Annotated in this window: 15 protein-coding genes; 11 read left to right on the top strand and 4 right to left on the bottom strand. The window is 71.7% G+C overall.

Features of this window, described 5'->3' with window-relative positions; all coding sequences use genetic code 11:
* Positions 1–312, bottom strand: a complete 312-nt coding sequence (gene rpmB, locus MKK70_RS29170) for a 50S ribosomal protein L28 (protein ID WP_147728548.1) — start codon at positions 310–312, stop codon at positions 1–3.
* 468 nt (positions 313–780) lie between these two features.
* On the opposite strand from rpmB, the gene MKK70_RS29165 reads away from it, so the two are divergent.
* From MKK70_RS29165 to MKK70_RS29135, 7 genes are all read left to right on the top strand, one after another.
* Positions 781–1,656: a DUF3108 domain-containing protein gene (locus MKK70_RS29165; protein WP_409568340.1), complete on the top strand. Its 876-nt coding sequence runs from the start codon at positions 781–783 to the stop codon at positions 1,654–1,656.
* Positions 1,657–1,658: 2 nt separating this feature from the next.
* Positions 1,659–1,994 (top strand): hypothetical protein, encoded by a 336-nt coding sequence (locus MKK70_RS29160; RefSeq protein ID WP_243951475.1) that lies wholly within the window; start codon positions 1,659–1,661, stop codon positions 1,992–1,994.
* A gap of 139 nt (positions 1,995–2,133) precedes the next feature.
* A complete protein-coding gene (locus MKK70_RS29155) occupies positions 2,134–5,454 on the top strand; it encodes a helicase-related protein (RefSeq protein WP_409568339.1) in 3,321 nt (1,106 codons plus the stop codon).
* 16 nt (positions 5,455–5,470) lie between these two features.
* Positions 5,471–5,797, top strand: coding sequence for an RNA-binding S4 domain-containing protein (locus MKK70_RS29150; protein ID WP_147728547.1), 327 nt, complete (start codon positions 5,471–5,473; stop codon positions 5,795–5,797).
* Between the two features lie 207 nt (positions 5,798–6,004).
* Entirely contained in the window at positions 6,005–6,343 is a 339-nt protein-coding gene (gene fdxA / locus MKK70_RS29145; RefSeq protein ID WP_147728546.1) for a ferredoxin FdxA, read from the top strand.
* A gap of 441 nt (positions 6,344–6,784) precedes the next feature.
* Positions 6,785–7,378, top strand: a complete 594-nt coding sequence (locus tag MKK70_RS29140) for a CarD family transcriptional regulator (RefSeq protein WP_243951473.1) — start codon at positions 6,785–6,787, stop codon at positions 7,376–7,378.
* 302 nt (positions 7,379–7,680) lie between these two features.
* Complete coding sequence (locus MKK70_RS29135; RefSeq protein WP_147728544.1) at positions 7,681–8,556, top strand: RNA polymerase factor sigma-32; 876 nt, start codon at positions 7,681–7,683, stop codon at positions 8,554–8,556.
* Positions 8,557–8,670: 114 nt separating this feature from the next.
* On the opposite strand, the gene MKK70_RS29130 is transcribed toward MKK70_RS29135, so the two are convergent.
* The 3 genes from MKK70_RS29130 to MKK70_RS29120 all read right to left on the bottom strand — a co-directional run bounded on the left by MKK70_RS29130 (position 8,671) and on the right by MKK70_RS29120 (position 10,755).
* Positions 8,671–9,891, bottom strand: coding sequence for an SMP-30/gluconolactonase/LRE family protein (locus tag MKK70_RS29130; RefSeq protein WP_409568338.1), 1,221 nt, complete (start codon positions 9,889–9,891; stop codon positions 8,671–8,673).
* A 98-nt stretch (positions 9,892–9,989) separates the two neighbouring features.
* Positions 9,990–10,376 carry a cell division protein ZapA gene (locus tag MKK70_RS29125; protein ID WP_243951472.1) on the bottom strand — a complete coding sequence of 129 codons (387 nt, stop codon included), beginning with the start codon at positions 10,374–10,376 and terminating at the stop codon, positions 9,990–9,992.
* 70 nt (positions 10,377–10,446) lie between these two features.
* A complete protein-coding gene (locus MKK70_RS29120) occupies positions 10,447–10,755 on the bottom strand; it encodes a DUF4164 family protein (RefSeq protein WP_147860338.1) in 309 nt (102 codons plus the stop codon).
* Between the two features lie 417 nt (positions 10,756–11,172).
* Here MKK70_RS29120 and gap point away from each other — a divergent pair, with 417 nt between their 5' ends.
* From gap to fba, 4 genes are all read left to right on the top strand, one after another.
* Positions 11,173–12,180 carry a type I glyceraldehyde-3-phosphate dehydrogenase gene (gap, locus tag MKK70_RS29115; RefSeq protein ID WP_147729605.1) on the top strand — a complete coding sequence of 336 codons (1,008 nt, stop codon included), beginning with the start codon at positions 11,173–11,175 and terminating at the stop codon, positions 12,178–12,180.
* Between the two features lie 143 nt (positions 12,181–12,323).
* Positions 12,324–12,851, top strand: coding sequence for a hypothetical protein (locus MKK70_RS29110; RefSeq protein ID WP_243951470.1), 528 nt, complete (start codon positions 12,324–12,326; stop codon positions 12,849–12,851).
* Positions 12,852–12,877: 26 nt separating this feature from the next.
* Entirely contained in the window at positions 12,878–14,080 is a 1,203-nt protein-coding gene (locus MKK70_RS29105) for a phosphoglycerate kinase (RefSeq protein WP_147843504.1), read from the top strand.
* 98 nt (positions 14,081–14,178) lie between these two features.
* The gene (gene fba / locus MKK70_RS29100) at positions 14,179–15,249 is read left to right on the top strand and encodes a class II fructose-bisphosphate aldolase (protein WP_243951469.1); all 1,071 of its coding nucleotides are present in this window, start codon (positions 14,179–14,181) and stop codon (positions 15,247–15,249) included.
* Positions 15,250–15,416 lie beyond the last annotated feature (167 nt).

Raw genomic sequence — 15,416 nt, 5'->3', positions numbered from 1 at the left:
TCAGGCGGCGACGGCGTCCGGAGCCGCGGTCTCGCCGAGCTTCTTGTGGATCTCGCGCTTGAGGAGCTTGGCCGTCTGCGACAGCTCGACCTCGTGCGCCTTCACGAGGAAGGCGTCGAGGCCGCCGCGGTGCTCGACCGAGCGGAGCGCGTGCGCGGTGACGCGCAGGCGCACGCGGCGGTTCAGCGCGTCCGAGGTCAGCGTGACGTTGCAGAGGTTCGGCAGGAACCGGCACTTCGTCTTGCGGTTCGAATGGCTCACGAGGTGGCCGACCTGAACGGCCTTGCCGGTGAGTTCGCAGCGGCGTGCCATGATAACGCTATCCTGTCTCGTTCCTGGGCGATGCGGACCCGCCCTCCCGGGCCGGATGCGCCGCCTGCGCGGCCCCACCCGAACGTCGTTCCAGGTCTCGCGCAGTCGTGTCTGAGTGGCGGCCTATAGGCGAGACGGCCCGGGACCGTCAAGGCAAAACCCGACCGGGCGCCCGGATTGGGGGCGCCTGCGGACGCGCACGACGCCGCCGGCGTCGCGGCGCGTGCGGTCGCACGATCGATATGAGCACGGAACGGCCGAGGGTCCAAGCGCGGAGGCGGGAAGGCTTGCGCGGGCGACGCCGCCTCGGCCCTGCGGCGGCCCGCCGGCCCGGCGGCCACGGGCCCTGGGCGCGCGCGGAACGGCCTGTTAACCATGCGGCTCGGATAACCGTCGCCTGGGCAGCCCCGGGGCTCCGCGTCGTCGGGGCCGGTGCCCGGACGACCTCGTGAGGATGCGATTCGGACCATGAGCGCCCGCCCCCACCGCAGCGCCTTCCCACTGATGCGCCTCGTTCTCGCCGCCGCCCTCGGCGGCGCCCTCTCGCCGGCCGAGGCGCGGGAGCGCAAGGCCGCGCCCGCCAGCATCGCCGTCGATTACGGCATCGCGCTCGCCGGCCTGTCGATCGGCACCGCGCGGCTCGCCGGCACCTTCGAGAACGCGAAGTACCGCGTCGACGTCTCGGCGACGCTGACCGGCCTCGTCGGCGCGATCACCGGCGGCCAGGGCTCGGCCCGCTCCGCCGGCATCATCGCCGCCGCGCCGCAGCCCAACACCTTCTCGATCGCGACGCGGACCGCCAATTCAGGGATCGCCGTGCGCATGGCGCTCGCCCACGGCAACGTCACCCAGTCCGAGGTCACGCCGCCGCTGGTCGACATGGACGACCGCGTGCCGGTGACGCCCGCCAACAAGCGCGGGATCATGGACCCCGCCAGCGCCCTGCTGATGCCGGCCCAGGCCTCCGGCGACCTGACCAACCCGGACAATTGCAACCGCACGCTGCCGGTCTTCGACGGCGCGACCCGCTTTAACGTGGTCCTGAGCTACGGCGAGACCCGGGCGGTGGAGAAGCCGGGCTATTCCGGCCCGGTGCTGGTCTGCAACGCCCGCTACCAGGCGGTCGCCGGCCACCGGCCGGACCGGCCCGGGGTGCGCTTCATGGAGGAGAACCGCGACATGTCGGTCTGGCTCGCGCCGGTCGAGGGCACGCGGATGCTGGTGCCGATGCGCATCTCGGTGCGCACCCTGGTGGGCACCAACATCATCGAGGCGACCCGCTGGGTGCGCGGCGCGGCCACCGCCGAGGCGCCGGCCACCACCGGCAGCCTCGCGAGCCGCTGAGGATGCGCGGCGCCGCGCTCGCGACGATCCTGGCGGCCTTCGCGCTCCTCGCATCCGGCCCGCGCCGGGCCGCGGCCGCGCCGCTGGAGGCCGGTGCCAGCCCCTGCGGCGGAAACGCCTACTCCTCGGCCGAGGTGACGGAGGGTCGCGGACGGCGGCGCGGGCCGCTCACCGCCGTGCCGGACACGCTCTGCGCCGACATCGAGACCGGGCAGCCGCCGACGCGGATCGAGCTCTACGGCATCCCGGATCGCGACGGATCGGCTTACGGCCTTGGCGGAGCGCCCGGAAGCGCCCCATATGAGCGCTCGTTCCGGCGCCGGCCGTCGGCCGACTGACGATCTCGCCCTTCCGGGGCGGGGCCCGTCGCCACCCGGCGTCCCGCGCCGTGCGGCTCCCAGCGCCGAAGGGATTGCTCCGATCCTCCAGCACCGCCGCTCCCTTCCGCCCTCGGCCCGCGCGCGCGGGGTCACGGCGGTGCTGGGGCCGACCAACACCGGCAAGACGCACCTGGCGATCGAGCGCATGCTGGCCCATCCCACCGGGATGATCGGCCTGCCGCTGCGGCTGCTCGCCCGCGAGGTCTACCTGCGGGTCGTGGCCCGCGTCGGCGTCGACAAGGTCGCGCTGGTCACCGGCGAGGAGAAGATCAAGCCGGACCGGCCGCGCTACTGGATCTCCACCATCGAGGCGATGCCGCGCGACCTCGACGTCGCCTTCGTGGCGATCGACGAGATCCAGCTCTCCGCCGACATGGACCGCGGCCACGTCTTCACCGACCGCCTGCTGAACCAGCGCGGCCGCGAGGAGACCCTGCTGATCGGCTCCTCGACGATCCTGCCTCTGGTGCAGGCGCTGATCCCCAACGTCCACACCACCACGCGCCCGCGCCTGTCGACGCTGACCTATGCCGGCGAGAAGAAGCTCGGGCGGATGCCGCGGCGCACCGCGATCGTCGCGTTCTCGGCCGAGGAGGTCTACGCCATCGCCGAGCTGATCCGGCGCCAGCGCGGCGGCGCCGCCGTGGTGCTCGGCGCGCTCTCGCCGCGCACCCGCAACGCGCAGGTCGAGCTCTACCAGTCCGGCGACGTCGACTATCTCGTCGCCACCGACGCCGTCGGGATGGGCCTCAACCTCGACGTCGACCACGTCGCCTTCGCCGCCACCTGGAAGTACGACGGGACCCGCTTCCGCAAGCTGACGCCCGCCGAGCTCGGGCAGATCGCGGGCCGCGCCGGGCGCCACCTCTCGGACGGCACCTTCGGCTCGACCGGGCGCTGCCGCCCGTTCGAGCCCGAGATGATCGAGCGGCTGGAGAACCACGATTTCGACCCCTTGCGCATCCTGCAATGGCGCAACCCGGACCTCGACTACGGCTCCCTCGAGGCGCTGCAGGCGAGCCTCGACGTGCATCCGAGCGAGCAGGGCCTGACGCGGGCGCCGATGGGCGAGGACCAGCAGGCCCTCGAGATCCTGATGAAGGAGGACGACATCCGCGACCTGTCGCGGAGCCAGTCCGCGGTGCGCCGCCTGTGGGACGTCTGCGGCGTGCCGGACTACCGCAAGGTCCACCCGCAGGTGCATGCCGACCTCGTGGCCGAGCTCTACCGCTTCCTGATGAAGGGCATGGCCGGTCGTATCCCCGACACCTGGTTCGCCGAGCAGGTGGCGATGATCGACCGCACCGACGGCGACATCGAGACCCTGTCGCGCCGGATCGCCCACGGGCGCACCTGGACCTTCGTCGCCAACCGCCCCGATTGGCTTCGCGATCCGGAACATTGGCAGGGCGAGACGCGTCGGGTAGAGGACAGGCTGTCCGACGCCCTGCACGAACGCCTCGCGAGCCGCTTCGTCGATCGGCGCACCAGCGTCCTGATGCGGCGCCTGAGAGAGAACACGATGCTCGAAGCCCAGATTACCCCCGACGGTGACGTGACCGTCGAGGGTCAACATGTCGGCCACCTCCACGGCTTCCTGTTCGTGCCCGATGCCAGCGCCGAGGGCCACGAGGCCAAGACGCTCCGCAGCGCCGCCGAGAAGGGCCTCGCCGGCGAGATCGAGGCCCGCGCCGAGCGCTTCGCCGCAGCCGCCGACGCCTCGCTGGTGCTGAGCCACGACGGCGTGATCCGCTGGACCGGCGCGCCGGTGGCCAAGCTCGCCCCCGGCGACAAGATCTTCGCGCCCCAGATCCGCCTGCTTGCCGACGAGGCGCTCGCCGGCCCCGCCCGCGAGAAGGTGGTGGCGCGCCTCGACGCCTGGCTGAAGGCGCACGTGACGCGCCTGCTCGGCCCGCTGATCGAGATCGAGACCGCCGCCGACCTCACGGGCCTCGCCAAGGGCATCGGCTTCCAGGTCGTCGAGGCGCTCGGCGTGCTGGAGCGCGCCCGCGTGGCGCAGGAGATGCGCACGCTCGACCAGGACGGCCGCGGCGCGCTGCGCCGGCACGGCGTCCGCTTCGGCGCCTACCACCTGTTCCTGCCGGCCCTGCTCAAGCCGGCGCCGCGGACGCTGGCCGCCCAGCTCTGGGCCCTGCAGAACGGCGGCCTCGAGCAGCGCGGCCTCGACGAGATCGGGCATCTCGCCGGCTCCGGCCGCACCTCGATCAAGGTCGATCCCGAGATCGCCAAGGGGCTCTATCGCGCCGCCGGCTTCCGCGTCTGCGGCGGGCGCGCCGTCCGCGTGGACATCCTCGAGCGGCTCGCCGACCTGATCCGCCCCGCGGTCGCCTATCGCCCCGGCACCACGCCCGGCGCGCCGCCCCCCGGCACCGCGGATAAGGACGGGTTCGTCGCCACCGTCGGCATGACCTCGCTGGTCGGCTGCTCGGGCGAGGACTTCGCCTCGATCCTGACCTCGCTGGGCTACGCCGCCGAGACCCGGCCTGGCCCGGCGATCACGGTGCCGCTGCTCCCCGCCGCGTCGACGACGCCGGTCCAGCCCGCCGCCCCCGCCGCGGAAGCCACGCCCGAGGCGGCCTCCGAGACCGAGGTCGCCGAGGCCGCGCCCGCCGACGCGGGGACCTCGGAGGCCGTCTCGGACCCGGCGGAGCCGAACGCGCCGGATGCGGAGGCCGTCCACGGCGACGGGCCCGAGGCGACGCACGAGCCCGAGGCGGCGCCTGCCGCCGAGGGGCCGGTTGCGGAAGCAGCGCCCGCCGAGGAGGCCATTGCCGAGCCGGCGACGGACGAGGCAGGCGTCGAGGCGACGGCGGCCGAGCCCGTCGAGGCGCCGGCGACCGAGGCGGCTACGGCCGAGGCCCCGACGGTCGGCGAGGGTGCCGTCGCGCCGGCGGTCGACGCGATTCCCGCCGAGGCCGCGTCCGAGCTTCTCGCCGACACCGTCGCCGAGGAGCCGGCGACCATCGAGGTGTGGACGCTGCAGCGTCACCAGCGCCAGGCCAACCCGCGCCCGAACCGCCCGCGCGGTGCCGGCCGCGGCCGCGACGGCGCCCCGGGCGCGCCCCAGGGCGAGCGCCGCGAGGGCGAGCCGCGCCGGGACGGCGGTCGCGACCGGCCGCGCCCCCATGCGGCCGAGGGCCGCGACCGGCCGCCGCGGCCGGACGGACCCCGGCCCGAGGGCGGCCGCCCGGAGGGTCCGCGCCGCCACGACGGCCCGCGCCGCGAGCGCTTCGAGCCCGGCGCCCGGCCCGACCGGCGCGACGAGCCGCGCCATGCCGGCCCCCGGCCGGATGCGCGCCCCCCGCGCCGCGAGCGGGCGCCCGATCCCGATTCGCCCTTCGCCAAGCTCGCCGCCCTGAAGGCGCAGCTCGAATCCGGCGAAGGCGGCAAGCGCTGAGGCATCACCGGTCCGCATGAAGGAAGGGCGGCAGCGGCTGGACAAGTGGCTGTGGTTCGCGCGGGTGGCGAAGTCCCGCTCGCTCGCCGCCCGCCTCGTCGAGGACGGCCACGTCCGCCTCAACGGAACCCGGACCACGCTGCCGGCGAAGGGCCTGGCCGTCGGCGACGTGCTGACGGTGGCCGCCGCCCACGCCACGATCATCGTGCGCGTCGTCGACCTCGGGACGCGCCGCGGCTCGGCCGAGGTCGCCCGGCGATTGTATGCGGACCTGTCGGCCGGCGGCGAGGCGGCGCAGGCCCGATCGGTTTCCGAGCCCGAGCCGCCCCTGGAATCAGTGTAGACAAGCCACACTCCGGCACCGCGGGCCGGTTGCGGCATGGGTGCGCTTGTCAGCCCCCTTGGCAGGGGCTAGAGCCCTTGCCATCCAAGGGCCGACCCAAGGCCCGTCGACACGCAAGCCGAACGCGTCCTCGCCCGCCCGCGAGACCGTTCGAGCCCCCGGCGACCGCGGATGCGGCCAGCGCGGATCGAGGACGAAAATCGCACCATGACCTACGTCGTCACCGACAATTGCATCAAGTGCAAGTACATGGACTGCGTGGAAGTCTGCCCGGTGGACTGCTTCTACGAAGGCGAGAACATGCTCGTCATCCATCCCGACGAGTGCATCGATTGCGGCGTCTGCGAGCCGGAATGTCCGGCCGAGGCGATCAAGCCGGACACCGAGCCGAACCTCGAGACCTGGCTGAAGGTCAACGCCGACTACGCCAAGGACTGGCCGAACATCACCCAGAAGAAGGACGCTCCCGGCGACGCCAAAGAGTGGGACGGCGTGGCCGGCAAGTTCGAGGCGCACTTCTCCGCCGCCCCCGGCACCGGCGACTGATCACCCCAGCATCGGCCCGCGGCCTCGATGCCGCGGTTGCCTTGCCGGCTCGGTCCCGGCCTCAGCCAAACCGTGCATAACGTGCTTCGGACGGTGTCGAACCGTCGGGAGCGCGTCGCGCTGCTTTGATTCGACGGTTGATTTGTGATACACAATCCGCCTGCCGTCGCTCGCGCCTGACGTGCTGCCTGTCGCGTCCAAAAACGCGAATTCCGGATCGTCCAGGATAACAGGTGGCACGCGCTCGACTGCTGGAGGCTTCGCCTTCGGCGGCCGTTCTATCATGGGCTGCGCACGGCTGCGCCTGGGAGCTTTCGCCTTCCCGACCGATCCGGTCGGCGGCGTCGGTCGGGCGGTTGAAGCCGGGTGTCCCACCCCGGAAAGACATGGTCACGCGGGTGCTTGCAACCCCCCGCGCTTTGTTCTGGAGGCCCTTCTCGCATGACAACAGCCAAGAAGCCGACGACGGGCCGCCAGGGATTCAAGACCGGCGAGGCGGTGGTCTATCCCGCCCACGGCGTCGGCCGCATCACCGCGATCGAGGAGCAGGAGATCGCCGGCTACAAGCTCGAGCTGTTCGTCGTCTCCTTCGAGAAGGACAAGATGGTCCTGCGCGTGCCGACCGCGAAGGCCAACAGCGTCGGCATGCGCAAGCTTGCCGAGCCGGAACTGGTGAAGAAGGCCCTGGACGTGCTGACCGGCCGTGCCCGCGTCAAGCGGACGATGTGGTCGCGCCGCGCCCAGGAATACGAGGCCAAGATCAATTCCGGCGACCTGCTCTCGGTCACCGAGGTGGTGCGCGACCTGTACCGCTCGGAGGCCCAGCCCGAGCAGTCCTACAGCGAGCGCCAGCTCTATGAGGCCGCCCTCGACCGGATCGTGCGCGAGATCTCGACCGTCAACCGGATCACCGAGACCGAGGCGCTCAAGCTGATCGACCAGAGCCTGCAGAAGTCGCCCCGTCGCGGCAAGGCCGAAGCGGAGGCGGAATCCGAGGCCGACGGCGACGAGGCCATCCAGGAAGAGGCCGCCTGAGGGCGCGCCGACCGGCCGGGATCGTTCCGGCCCCGTCCCATCCCGATCAGGCCCGGCGCGCGAGCGCCGGGCTTTTTCGTCCGTGCCGTCGCCCGCTCGATGGAGCGGTGGTCGGGTAACCTTCGATCGCGCAATCGTGCGTCCGACGGAACCGGACATCCTCGGCCCTGTTGGATCGCCGGCGGAACCTTCGCCTTCGCCCTCCCGTTGTTCGGTGCCTTGCGTGGACGCCCGGTCGGACCGGTGCCTCCGCAGGACGCGGCCGAGGCCGCAGCAGCGCTCGGAAGGAAGAGGCAGGCGGCATGGCGGAAATCGCGGGAATTCGTCGGCAGTTCATTCGCACCGCGATGGAAGCGCCGTTCCTCCAGCGGGACGAGGAACGCGGGCTGGCGGTGAGCTGGAAGGACGAGCGCGACGAGCGCGCCCTCCACAAGCTGATCTCGGCGCACATGCGCCTCGTGATCGCGCTGGCCGGTCGCTTCCGGCATTACGGCCTGCCAATGGCCGACCTCGTCCAGGAAGGCCATGTCGGCCTGATGGAGGCCGCCGCCCGGTTCGAGCCGGAGCGCGAGGTGCGGTTCTCGACCTACGCGACATGGTGGATCAGGGCCTCGATCCAAGACTACATCCTGCGCAACTGGTCGATCGTACGCGGCGGCACCAGCTCGGCGCAGAAAGCGCTGTTCTTCAACCTGCGGCGGCTGCGCGCACGCCTGATGCAATCGACCGAGGAGCGCGTCGGCGACGAGATCCACCGCCGCATCGCCACCGCCATCGGCGTCTCCCGCGAGGACGTGGCGCTGATGGACGCCCGCCTGTCCGGCCCGGACATGTCGCTCAACGCCTCGGTCGGCGAGGAGAGCGAGGCCTCGTCCGAGCGCATGGACTTCCTCGTCGACGGCGCGGCGCTGCCCGACGAGACCGTGACCGCCACGGTGGACGGCGAGCGCCGCCATCTCTGGCTGCAGCAGGCGCTGACCGTCCTGTCCGAGCGCGAGCTGCGCATCCTGCGCGAGCGCCGCCTCGCCGAGGACCAGGCCACGCTGGAAGCCCTCGGGCATCGCCTCGGCATCTCCAAGGAGCGCGTCCGCCAGATCGAGAACCGCGCCCTGGAGAAGCTCCGCCGGGCCCTGGCCGACCGCTTCCCGCAGACGACCGGTGCCGCCTACGCCGGGTAGGACGCCTCTCCGCATCGGTGACGAGAAAGGCCCGACCGGATGGTCGGGCCTTTCTCGTTTTCGCGACGTCCCGTCTTCCCTCCCCCGCAGCGGGGGGAGGGAGAGCGTCGCCCCCTACTTCGTCGACGTGCCCGTCGAGCCGGTGGCGTCCACCGGGCCCGGCTTGATGCTCCACAGCTCGGTCGGCAGGGCCGCCGGGGCGTCGGGCTTGTAGAAGGCCGAGTCCTGAATGTGCGAGGTCGTGAACAGGATGGTGCCGTCCGGCGCCTCGGCGAAGGTGTCGGGCCAGCGCAGGCGCGGATCCTGGATCAGCACCGTCGGCTTCCCGCCCTTGGCGGACAGGTCGCGGACCTTCACCGCGTTCTCCTCCGGCGCGCTGACGTACATCCGGCCGTCGTGCCGGCTGATGATCAGGCCGTCGGCGGGGCCGTTCTCGCCCACCGTCTCGACCTTGCCCGACAGGCTCTTGTCGGTGAGCGCGCTCGGCACCACCGAAGACGTCAACCACCCGGTCAGCGCGTCGGTCGGGAGGCTGTAGAGCGTCTTGCCCTTGATCGCCTGCCAGTAGAGCGTCTTGCCGTCGGGCGAGAGCGCGATGCCGTCGGCCGCGAACTCGACGCCGCGCCCGTCGGGCCGGCGCAGGGGCTTGCCGTCGTAGGTCACGGTCACGCTCTTGTCGGGCATGGTGGTCGGGTCGCCGTCGAGCAGGCGACGGGCCTTGCCGCTGTCGAGGTCGACCACGACGAGGGCGCCGCTCGCGCCGGAATCGGTGAGGTAGGCGGTCTTGCCGTCGGGCGAGAAGCGCACGTCGTTCAGGTACGAGCCCTGGGGCGCCACCGTCTCGTCGAAGGCGATGGTGCGGGCGGGCTTGTTGGTGGTCAGGTCGATCTCGACGAGCTTCGGCCCGTCCTTGACCACCGCCGCCATCGCGGGGGCGGCCGGATCGAGCACCCAGACGTTGCCCTTCGGATCGGCAACCACGCTCTGAACGCAGATCCAATGGTTGCGCGCGTCGACCTCGTCCTTCTTCGCGTTGCGCCACGCATTCCACTCGGCATCGGGGAACGGCGTCAGCTTGCCGTCCTTCAGCTCGGCGACCGAGATCGCGGTATCCTCGGTCCAGCGCGGGAAGTTGGCGAAGATGCGCCCGTCCTTTCCGACGGTGACGCCGGTGACCTGATGCTCGAAGCTCGCCACCTTGGTCAGCGCCGGCGCGGTGCCGGGCTGGGACGCGACCGTTTCCTGCGCCACGGCGGCGCCGGAGAGCGCGGTTCCGGCAAGGAGGGCGCTGCCGAGCACGAGGCGCGCGCGGATGCCGGTGATCGTCATGGTCATGGAGAGCCTTTTTTCGGGGCGGCGGACGCGCCGCATCAGCCCGGTCAACGCAGCCGGAGCCGGCCAAGCTTCATCGGATCGGCATCGTTCCGGGACGATCAGCGATGGTCGGCGCCCGCCGGCCCGGCGGTGGCGGCGAGGGTGCGGGCCATCCGCTCGATCCGCTCGGCGGCCCGCGACACGCCGTCGGAGACGCGGGCCGACCGATCCGCCTCGACCGCCTGCGACGCGGCCACCTCGGCGCGCAGCCGCTCGGCCTCGGCCTCCGCCACCGCGAGCCGGCGCTTCAGCTCCGACACCTCGTCGGAGATGGTCAGCGCCGCCATCACCTGAAGGCGCATGTCGCCGATCTCGCCGAAGGCCTTGCGCATGTCGGCGACCCGCGCGCCGAGGTCGGCGGCGAGCGCCGCCAGATGCGCCTCCTCGCCCTCGCCGCAGGCCATGCGGTAGCTCTTGCCGTCGATGGTGACGCTGATCTGGGGCATGCGTGCTGCAGGTCGGCCGAGGACAAGAAGGTCGGGACGTCGGCGGATTGGGCGCGTGCGCGCCGCCCGGTCAAGGGTCCGGGCGGGCGAGCACGGTCTCGACGGTGCCGATCGCCCGATCCAGCCGGCGGCCGACCGTGTCGGCGGCGGCCTCGACCTCGGCGAGGCGCGCGCTCGCGGCGTCGAGCGCCGCGGCGAGGCGGGCCCGGTCCTCGGCCATGATCGCGCGCTCCGCCGCGACGTCGTCGGGGTTGGCCTCGGCCTCGAGCCGGCGGGCGACCGCAGCTTCGAGTTGCAGCAGCGCCGCGTCGAGCCTGCGCAGGGCGTCGCCGGTCGGGTCGCCGGTCGGGTCGGTCGGGGGGCTTGCGGCATCGCTCATGTCTGCCGGCAGGTTTCCCCCATGCCGCGATGGATTTCCAGCCGAATCCGCCGCCGACGCCCAGCCAAATCCAGTCCGGTCAGGCCGCCCGGATTGTCAGGACTTCGCACAGGCGGTCCCCGTCCTTCGCTTTGACAGCCCGGGGCACCATGTTAGAGACCCGCCGCACGCGCCTGGCCGGTTCTCGCGCGCGCTTTGTCCGGATACCCGACCCGTGCCAGTCAAGAGGCCCTCGCCCGCATCGTCCGTCTCACGGATGGTCCCCGGCGACCTGTGCCCAGGCCTCGCGTCGGTTCATCCCTGGTTCAATTCGGCGGTTCATAGAGCCGGCCGCAGCACCGGACGGCCGACGCGCCGTTCCGGTACCATCGAACGGCGCCCGCAGGTCGGCGCCTCATCTCGCGAAGGAGTCACGCCGTGACGGTGAAGGTTGCCATCAACGGGTTCGGGCGCATCGGCCGCAACGTTCTGCGCGCGATCCACGAGGCCGGCCGCAAGGACATCGAGGTCGTGGCGATCAACGACCTCGGGCCGGTCGAGACCAACGCGCACCTGCTGCGCTTCGACTCGATCCACGGCCGGTTCAACGCCAAGGTGGTGGTCGACGGCGAGTCCATCATCGTCGACGGCAACCGCATCCGCGTCACCGCCGTGCGCAACCCGGCCGAGCTGCCGCACCGCGAGCTCGGCGTCGACATCGCGCTCGAGTGCACCGGCATCTTCACCTCGAAGGACAAGGCCAAGGCCCACCTGGATGCCGGCGCCAAGCGCGTCATCGTCTCGGCGCCCGCCGACGGCGCCGACCTGACGGTGGTCTACGGCGTCAACCACGACAAGCTGACGGCCGATCACCACGTGATCTCGAACGCCTCGTGCACCACCAACTGCCTCGTGCCGGTGGCGAAGGTCCTCAACGACCTCGTCGGGATCGAGCGCGGCTTCATGACCACGATCCACTCCTACACCAACGACCAGCCCTCGCTCGACCAGATGCACAAGGATCTGTACCGGGCCCGCGCCGCCGCGCTCTCGATGATCCCGACCTCGACCGGCGCCGCCAAGGCCGTCGGCCTCGTGCTGCCGGAGCTCAAGGGCAAGCTCGACGGCACCTCGATCCGCGTGCCGACCCCGAACGTCTCGGCGGTCGACCTCGTGTTCACCGCCAAGCGCGCCACCTCCGTCGAGGAGATCAACGCGGCGATCGTGGCGGCGGCCGACGGCCCGCTCAAGGGCGTGCTGGCCTACACCGACCAGCCCAACGTCTCGATCGACTTCAACCACGACCCGCACTCGTCGACCTTCCACCTCGACCAGACCAAGGTCATGGACGGCACCTTCGTGCGCATCCTCGCCTGGTACGACAACGAGTGGGGCTTCTCGAACCGCATGGCCGACACGGCCGTGGCGATGGCCAAGCTGATCTGACGAGCCGATCTGATCCGTCTCCCCCGGCCGGCTCGCGGACACCCCGCGGGCCGGCGGTTTCGCGACCCGGCCCGACCATCCGCGAAAAGCCGCGCCCCGCCGGGCCGCCCTCCGAACCGCAGACGAGAAAGGGTCCGTGACGAATGACCGACGCCCCCAAGACCGCGACCGGGCAGGACTTCATCCCGACGACGACTTCGCCCGTCGACACCCGGCCCGTCGACACCCGGCCTGTCGAGGCCAAGCCCGTCGAGGCCAAGCCCGCGGCCGCCGGTCCGGCCGGCGCGACGCCGATCGCCGCCAACCAGCTGTTCGACCAGCTCGCGCGGATCGAGGACAAGACCTCGCGGATCGAGGACAAGTACGCCCGCTCGGAGTCGCTGCTGACCCGGGTCGAGGACAAGGTCGAGGGCGCCTCGAACCGCATGAACGAGGCGGCCCGCCAGTCCGACCTCGCGGCGCTCCGCTCGGAGATGCGCGGCCTGACCGAGCGCCTGCGGCGCCTGCCCGGCACCGGCGCCCTCGTGCTCACCGCGATCATCACCGCCGTGCTGACCGTCGTGCTGATGATCGCCGTGCAGCGGCTCAACCTCGACAGCCTGCTGCCGCCGCGCGCGAACGCGACCGCCGCGGCGCCGGCCCCCGCCCCCGCCCCTTCGCCCGCGCGCTGACCGAAAGCCGACCGGAGCCCGATCGCATGACCGCCTTCCGCACCCTCGACGATGCCGGCCCGCTCGCCGGCAAGCGCGTCCTGCTTCGCGTCGACCTCAACGTCCCGATGGAGGCCGGCCGCGTCACCGATGCGACCCGGATCGAGCGCGTGGTGCCGACGATCCGCGAGATCGCGGGCCAGGGCGGCAAGGTCGTGCTGCTCGCCCATTTCGGCCGGCCGAAGGGCAAGCGCGAGGCCAAGGACTCGCTCCGGCCCGTCGTCGCCACCCTGTCGGACAAGCTCGGAAGCCCGGTGGCCTTCGCCGAGGATTGCGTCGGCGAGGCCGCCGCGACCGCCGTCGCCGCGATGCGGGACGGCGACGTGCTGCTGCTGGAGAACACCCGCTACCACGCCGGCGAGGAGAAGAACGACGCGGCCTTCGCCGACGCGCTCGCGACGAACGGCGACGTCTACGTCAACGAGGCGTTCTCGGCCGCCCACCGGGCGCACGCCTCGACGGAAGGCCTCGCCCACCGCCTGCCGGCCTATGCCGGACGCCTGATGCAGGCCGAGCTCGATGCCCTGACCAAGGGGCTCGAGGCGCCCAAGCGCCCGGTGATCGCGCTCGTCGGGGGCGCCAAGGTCTCGTCGAAGATCGACCTGCTGGAGAACCTCGTCACCAAGGTCGACATGCTGGTGATCGGCGGCGGCATGGCCAACACCTTCCTGCACGCGCAGGGCAAGGCGGTCGGCAAGTCGCTGTGCGAGAAGGACCTCGCCGAGACCGCCCTGCGCATCCTGGCCGCGGCCGAGTCCGCGAAATGCCGGATCATCCTGCCGGTCGACGCGGTCGTCGCCTCCGAGTTCAAGGCGAATGCCGCCAACGAGACTGTGCCCGTCGACGCGGTGCCCGAGGGCGGCATGATCCTCGACGCCGGCCCGAGATCGGTCGCCGAGATCGACGCGGCGATCGACGAAGCCGCGACCCTGGTCTGGAACGGCCCGCTCGGCGCCTTCGAGATGACGCCGTTCGATGCCGCCACGGTCGCCGCGGCGCGGCACGCGGCCGAGCGCACCACGGCCGGCAAGCTGGTCTCGGTCGCCGGCGGCGGCGATACCGTGGCCGCCCTGAACCATGCCGGCGTGTCGGAGCGGTTCTCCTACATCTCGACCGCCGGCGGCGCCTTCCTCGAATGGCTGGAGGGCAAGACCCTGCCCGGCGTCGAGGCGCTGCGCGCCAAGGACTGAGCCGCGAAACGATTTCGCGCCGCCCCACGCGATCCAGGCGTGCCGTGGCGGCGTTCTTCCCCCACAGACCCGAACAGAGCTTAGACGGAGCACGGACGATGGCGCGGATCACGTTGAGGCAGCTTCTCGATCACGCCGCCGAGTACGGCTACGGCGTGCCGGCCTTCAACATGAACAACATGGAGCAGGGGCTCGCCATCATGGCGGCCGCCGACGCCACCGATTCCCCGGTGATCCTGCAGGCGAGCAAGGGCGCCCGCGCCTACGCCAACGACATCGTCCTGGCCAAGCTCATCGACGGGCTCGTCGAGATCTACCCGCACATTCCCGTCTGCATGCATCTCGACCACGGCAGCGACGAGGCCACCTGCGCCACCGCGATCCAGTACGGCTTCACCTCGGTGATGATGGACGGGTCGCTCAAGGCCGACGGCAAGACCCCGGCCGACTACGCCTACAACGTCGGCATCACCCACAAGGTGTCGGAGATGGCGCACTGGGCCGGCGTCTCGGTGGAGGGCGAGCTCGGCGTGCTCGGCTCCCTCGAGAGCGGCGAGGGCGAGGCCGAGGACGGCCACGGCGCGGAAGGGGTGCTCAGCCACGACCAGCTCCTCACCGACCCGGACGAGGCGGTGAAGTTCGTCGCCGCCACGAAGGTCGACGCGCTCGCGGTCGCGATGGGCACCAGCCACGGCGCCTACAAGTTCACCCGCCAGCCCGACGGCGACGTGCTCGCGATGAACGTCATCGAGGAGATCCACCGGCGCCTGCCGACGACCCACCTCGTGATGCACGGCTCGTCCTCGGTGCCGCAGGAGCTGCAGGACATCATCAACCGGTACGGCGGCCAGATGAAGCCGACCTGGGGCGTGCCGGTCGCCGAGATCCAGCGCGGGATCAAGCACGGCGTGCGCAAGATCAACATCGACACCGACAACCGCATGGCGCTGACCGGCCAGATCCGGAAGGTGCTGGCCGAGAATCCGTCCGAGTTCGATCCGCGCAAGTACCTCAAGCCCGCCATGGAGGCGATGACCAAGCTGTGCAAGCAGCGCTTCGAGGAGTTCGGCACCGCCGGCCAGGGCTCGAAGATCCGCCCGATCTCGGTCTCGGCCATGGCCAAGCGCTACGCCAACGGCTCGCTCGCCCCGAAGATCACCGCGAACTGAGGCGACCCGTCTTCGTTCCAGGCGATCGGAGGGTTCACCTCCACCCGATCGCCCCATACCCGTCATTCCGGGGCGCCGAAGGGCGAACCCGGAATCCGGATCCGCCGACGGAGCCGAACCGATCGCGCCCTGTGGTTCCGGATTCCAAGCTCTTTCGCGCAGCCCCG

Source organism: Methylobacterium sp. E-041 (genome assembly GCF_022829665.1).
GTDB lineage: Bacteria > Pseudomonadota > Alphaproteobacteria > Rhizobiales > Beijerinckiaceae > Methylobacterium.
This window is presented reverse-complemented; position numbering and strand designations above follow the sequence as displayed.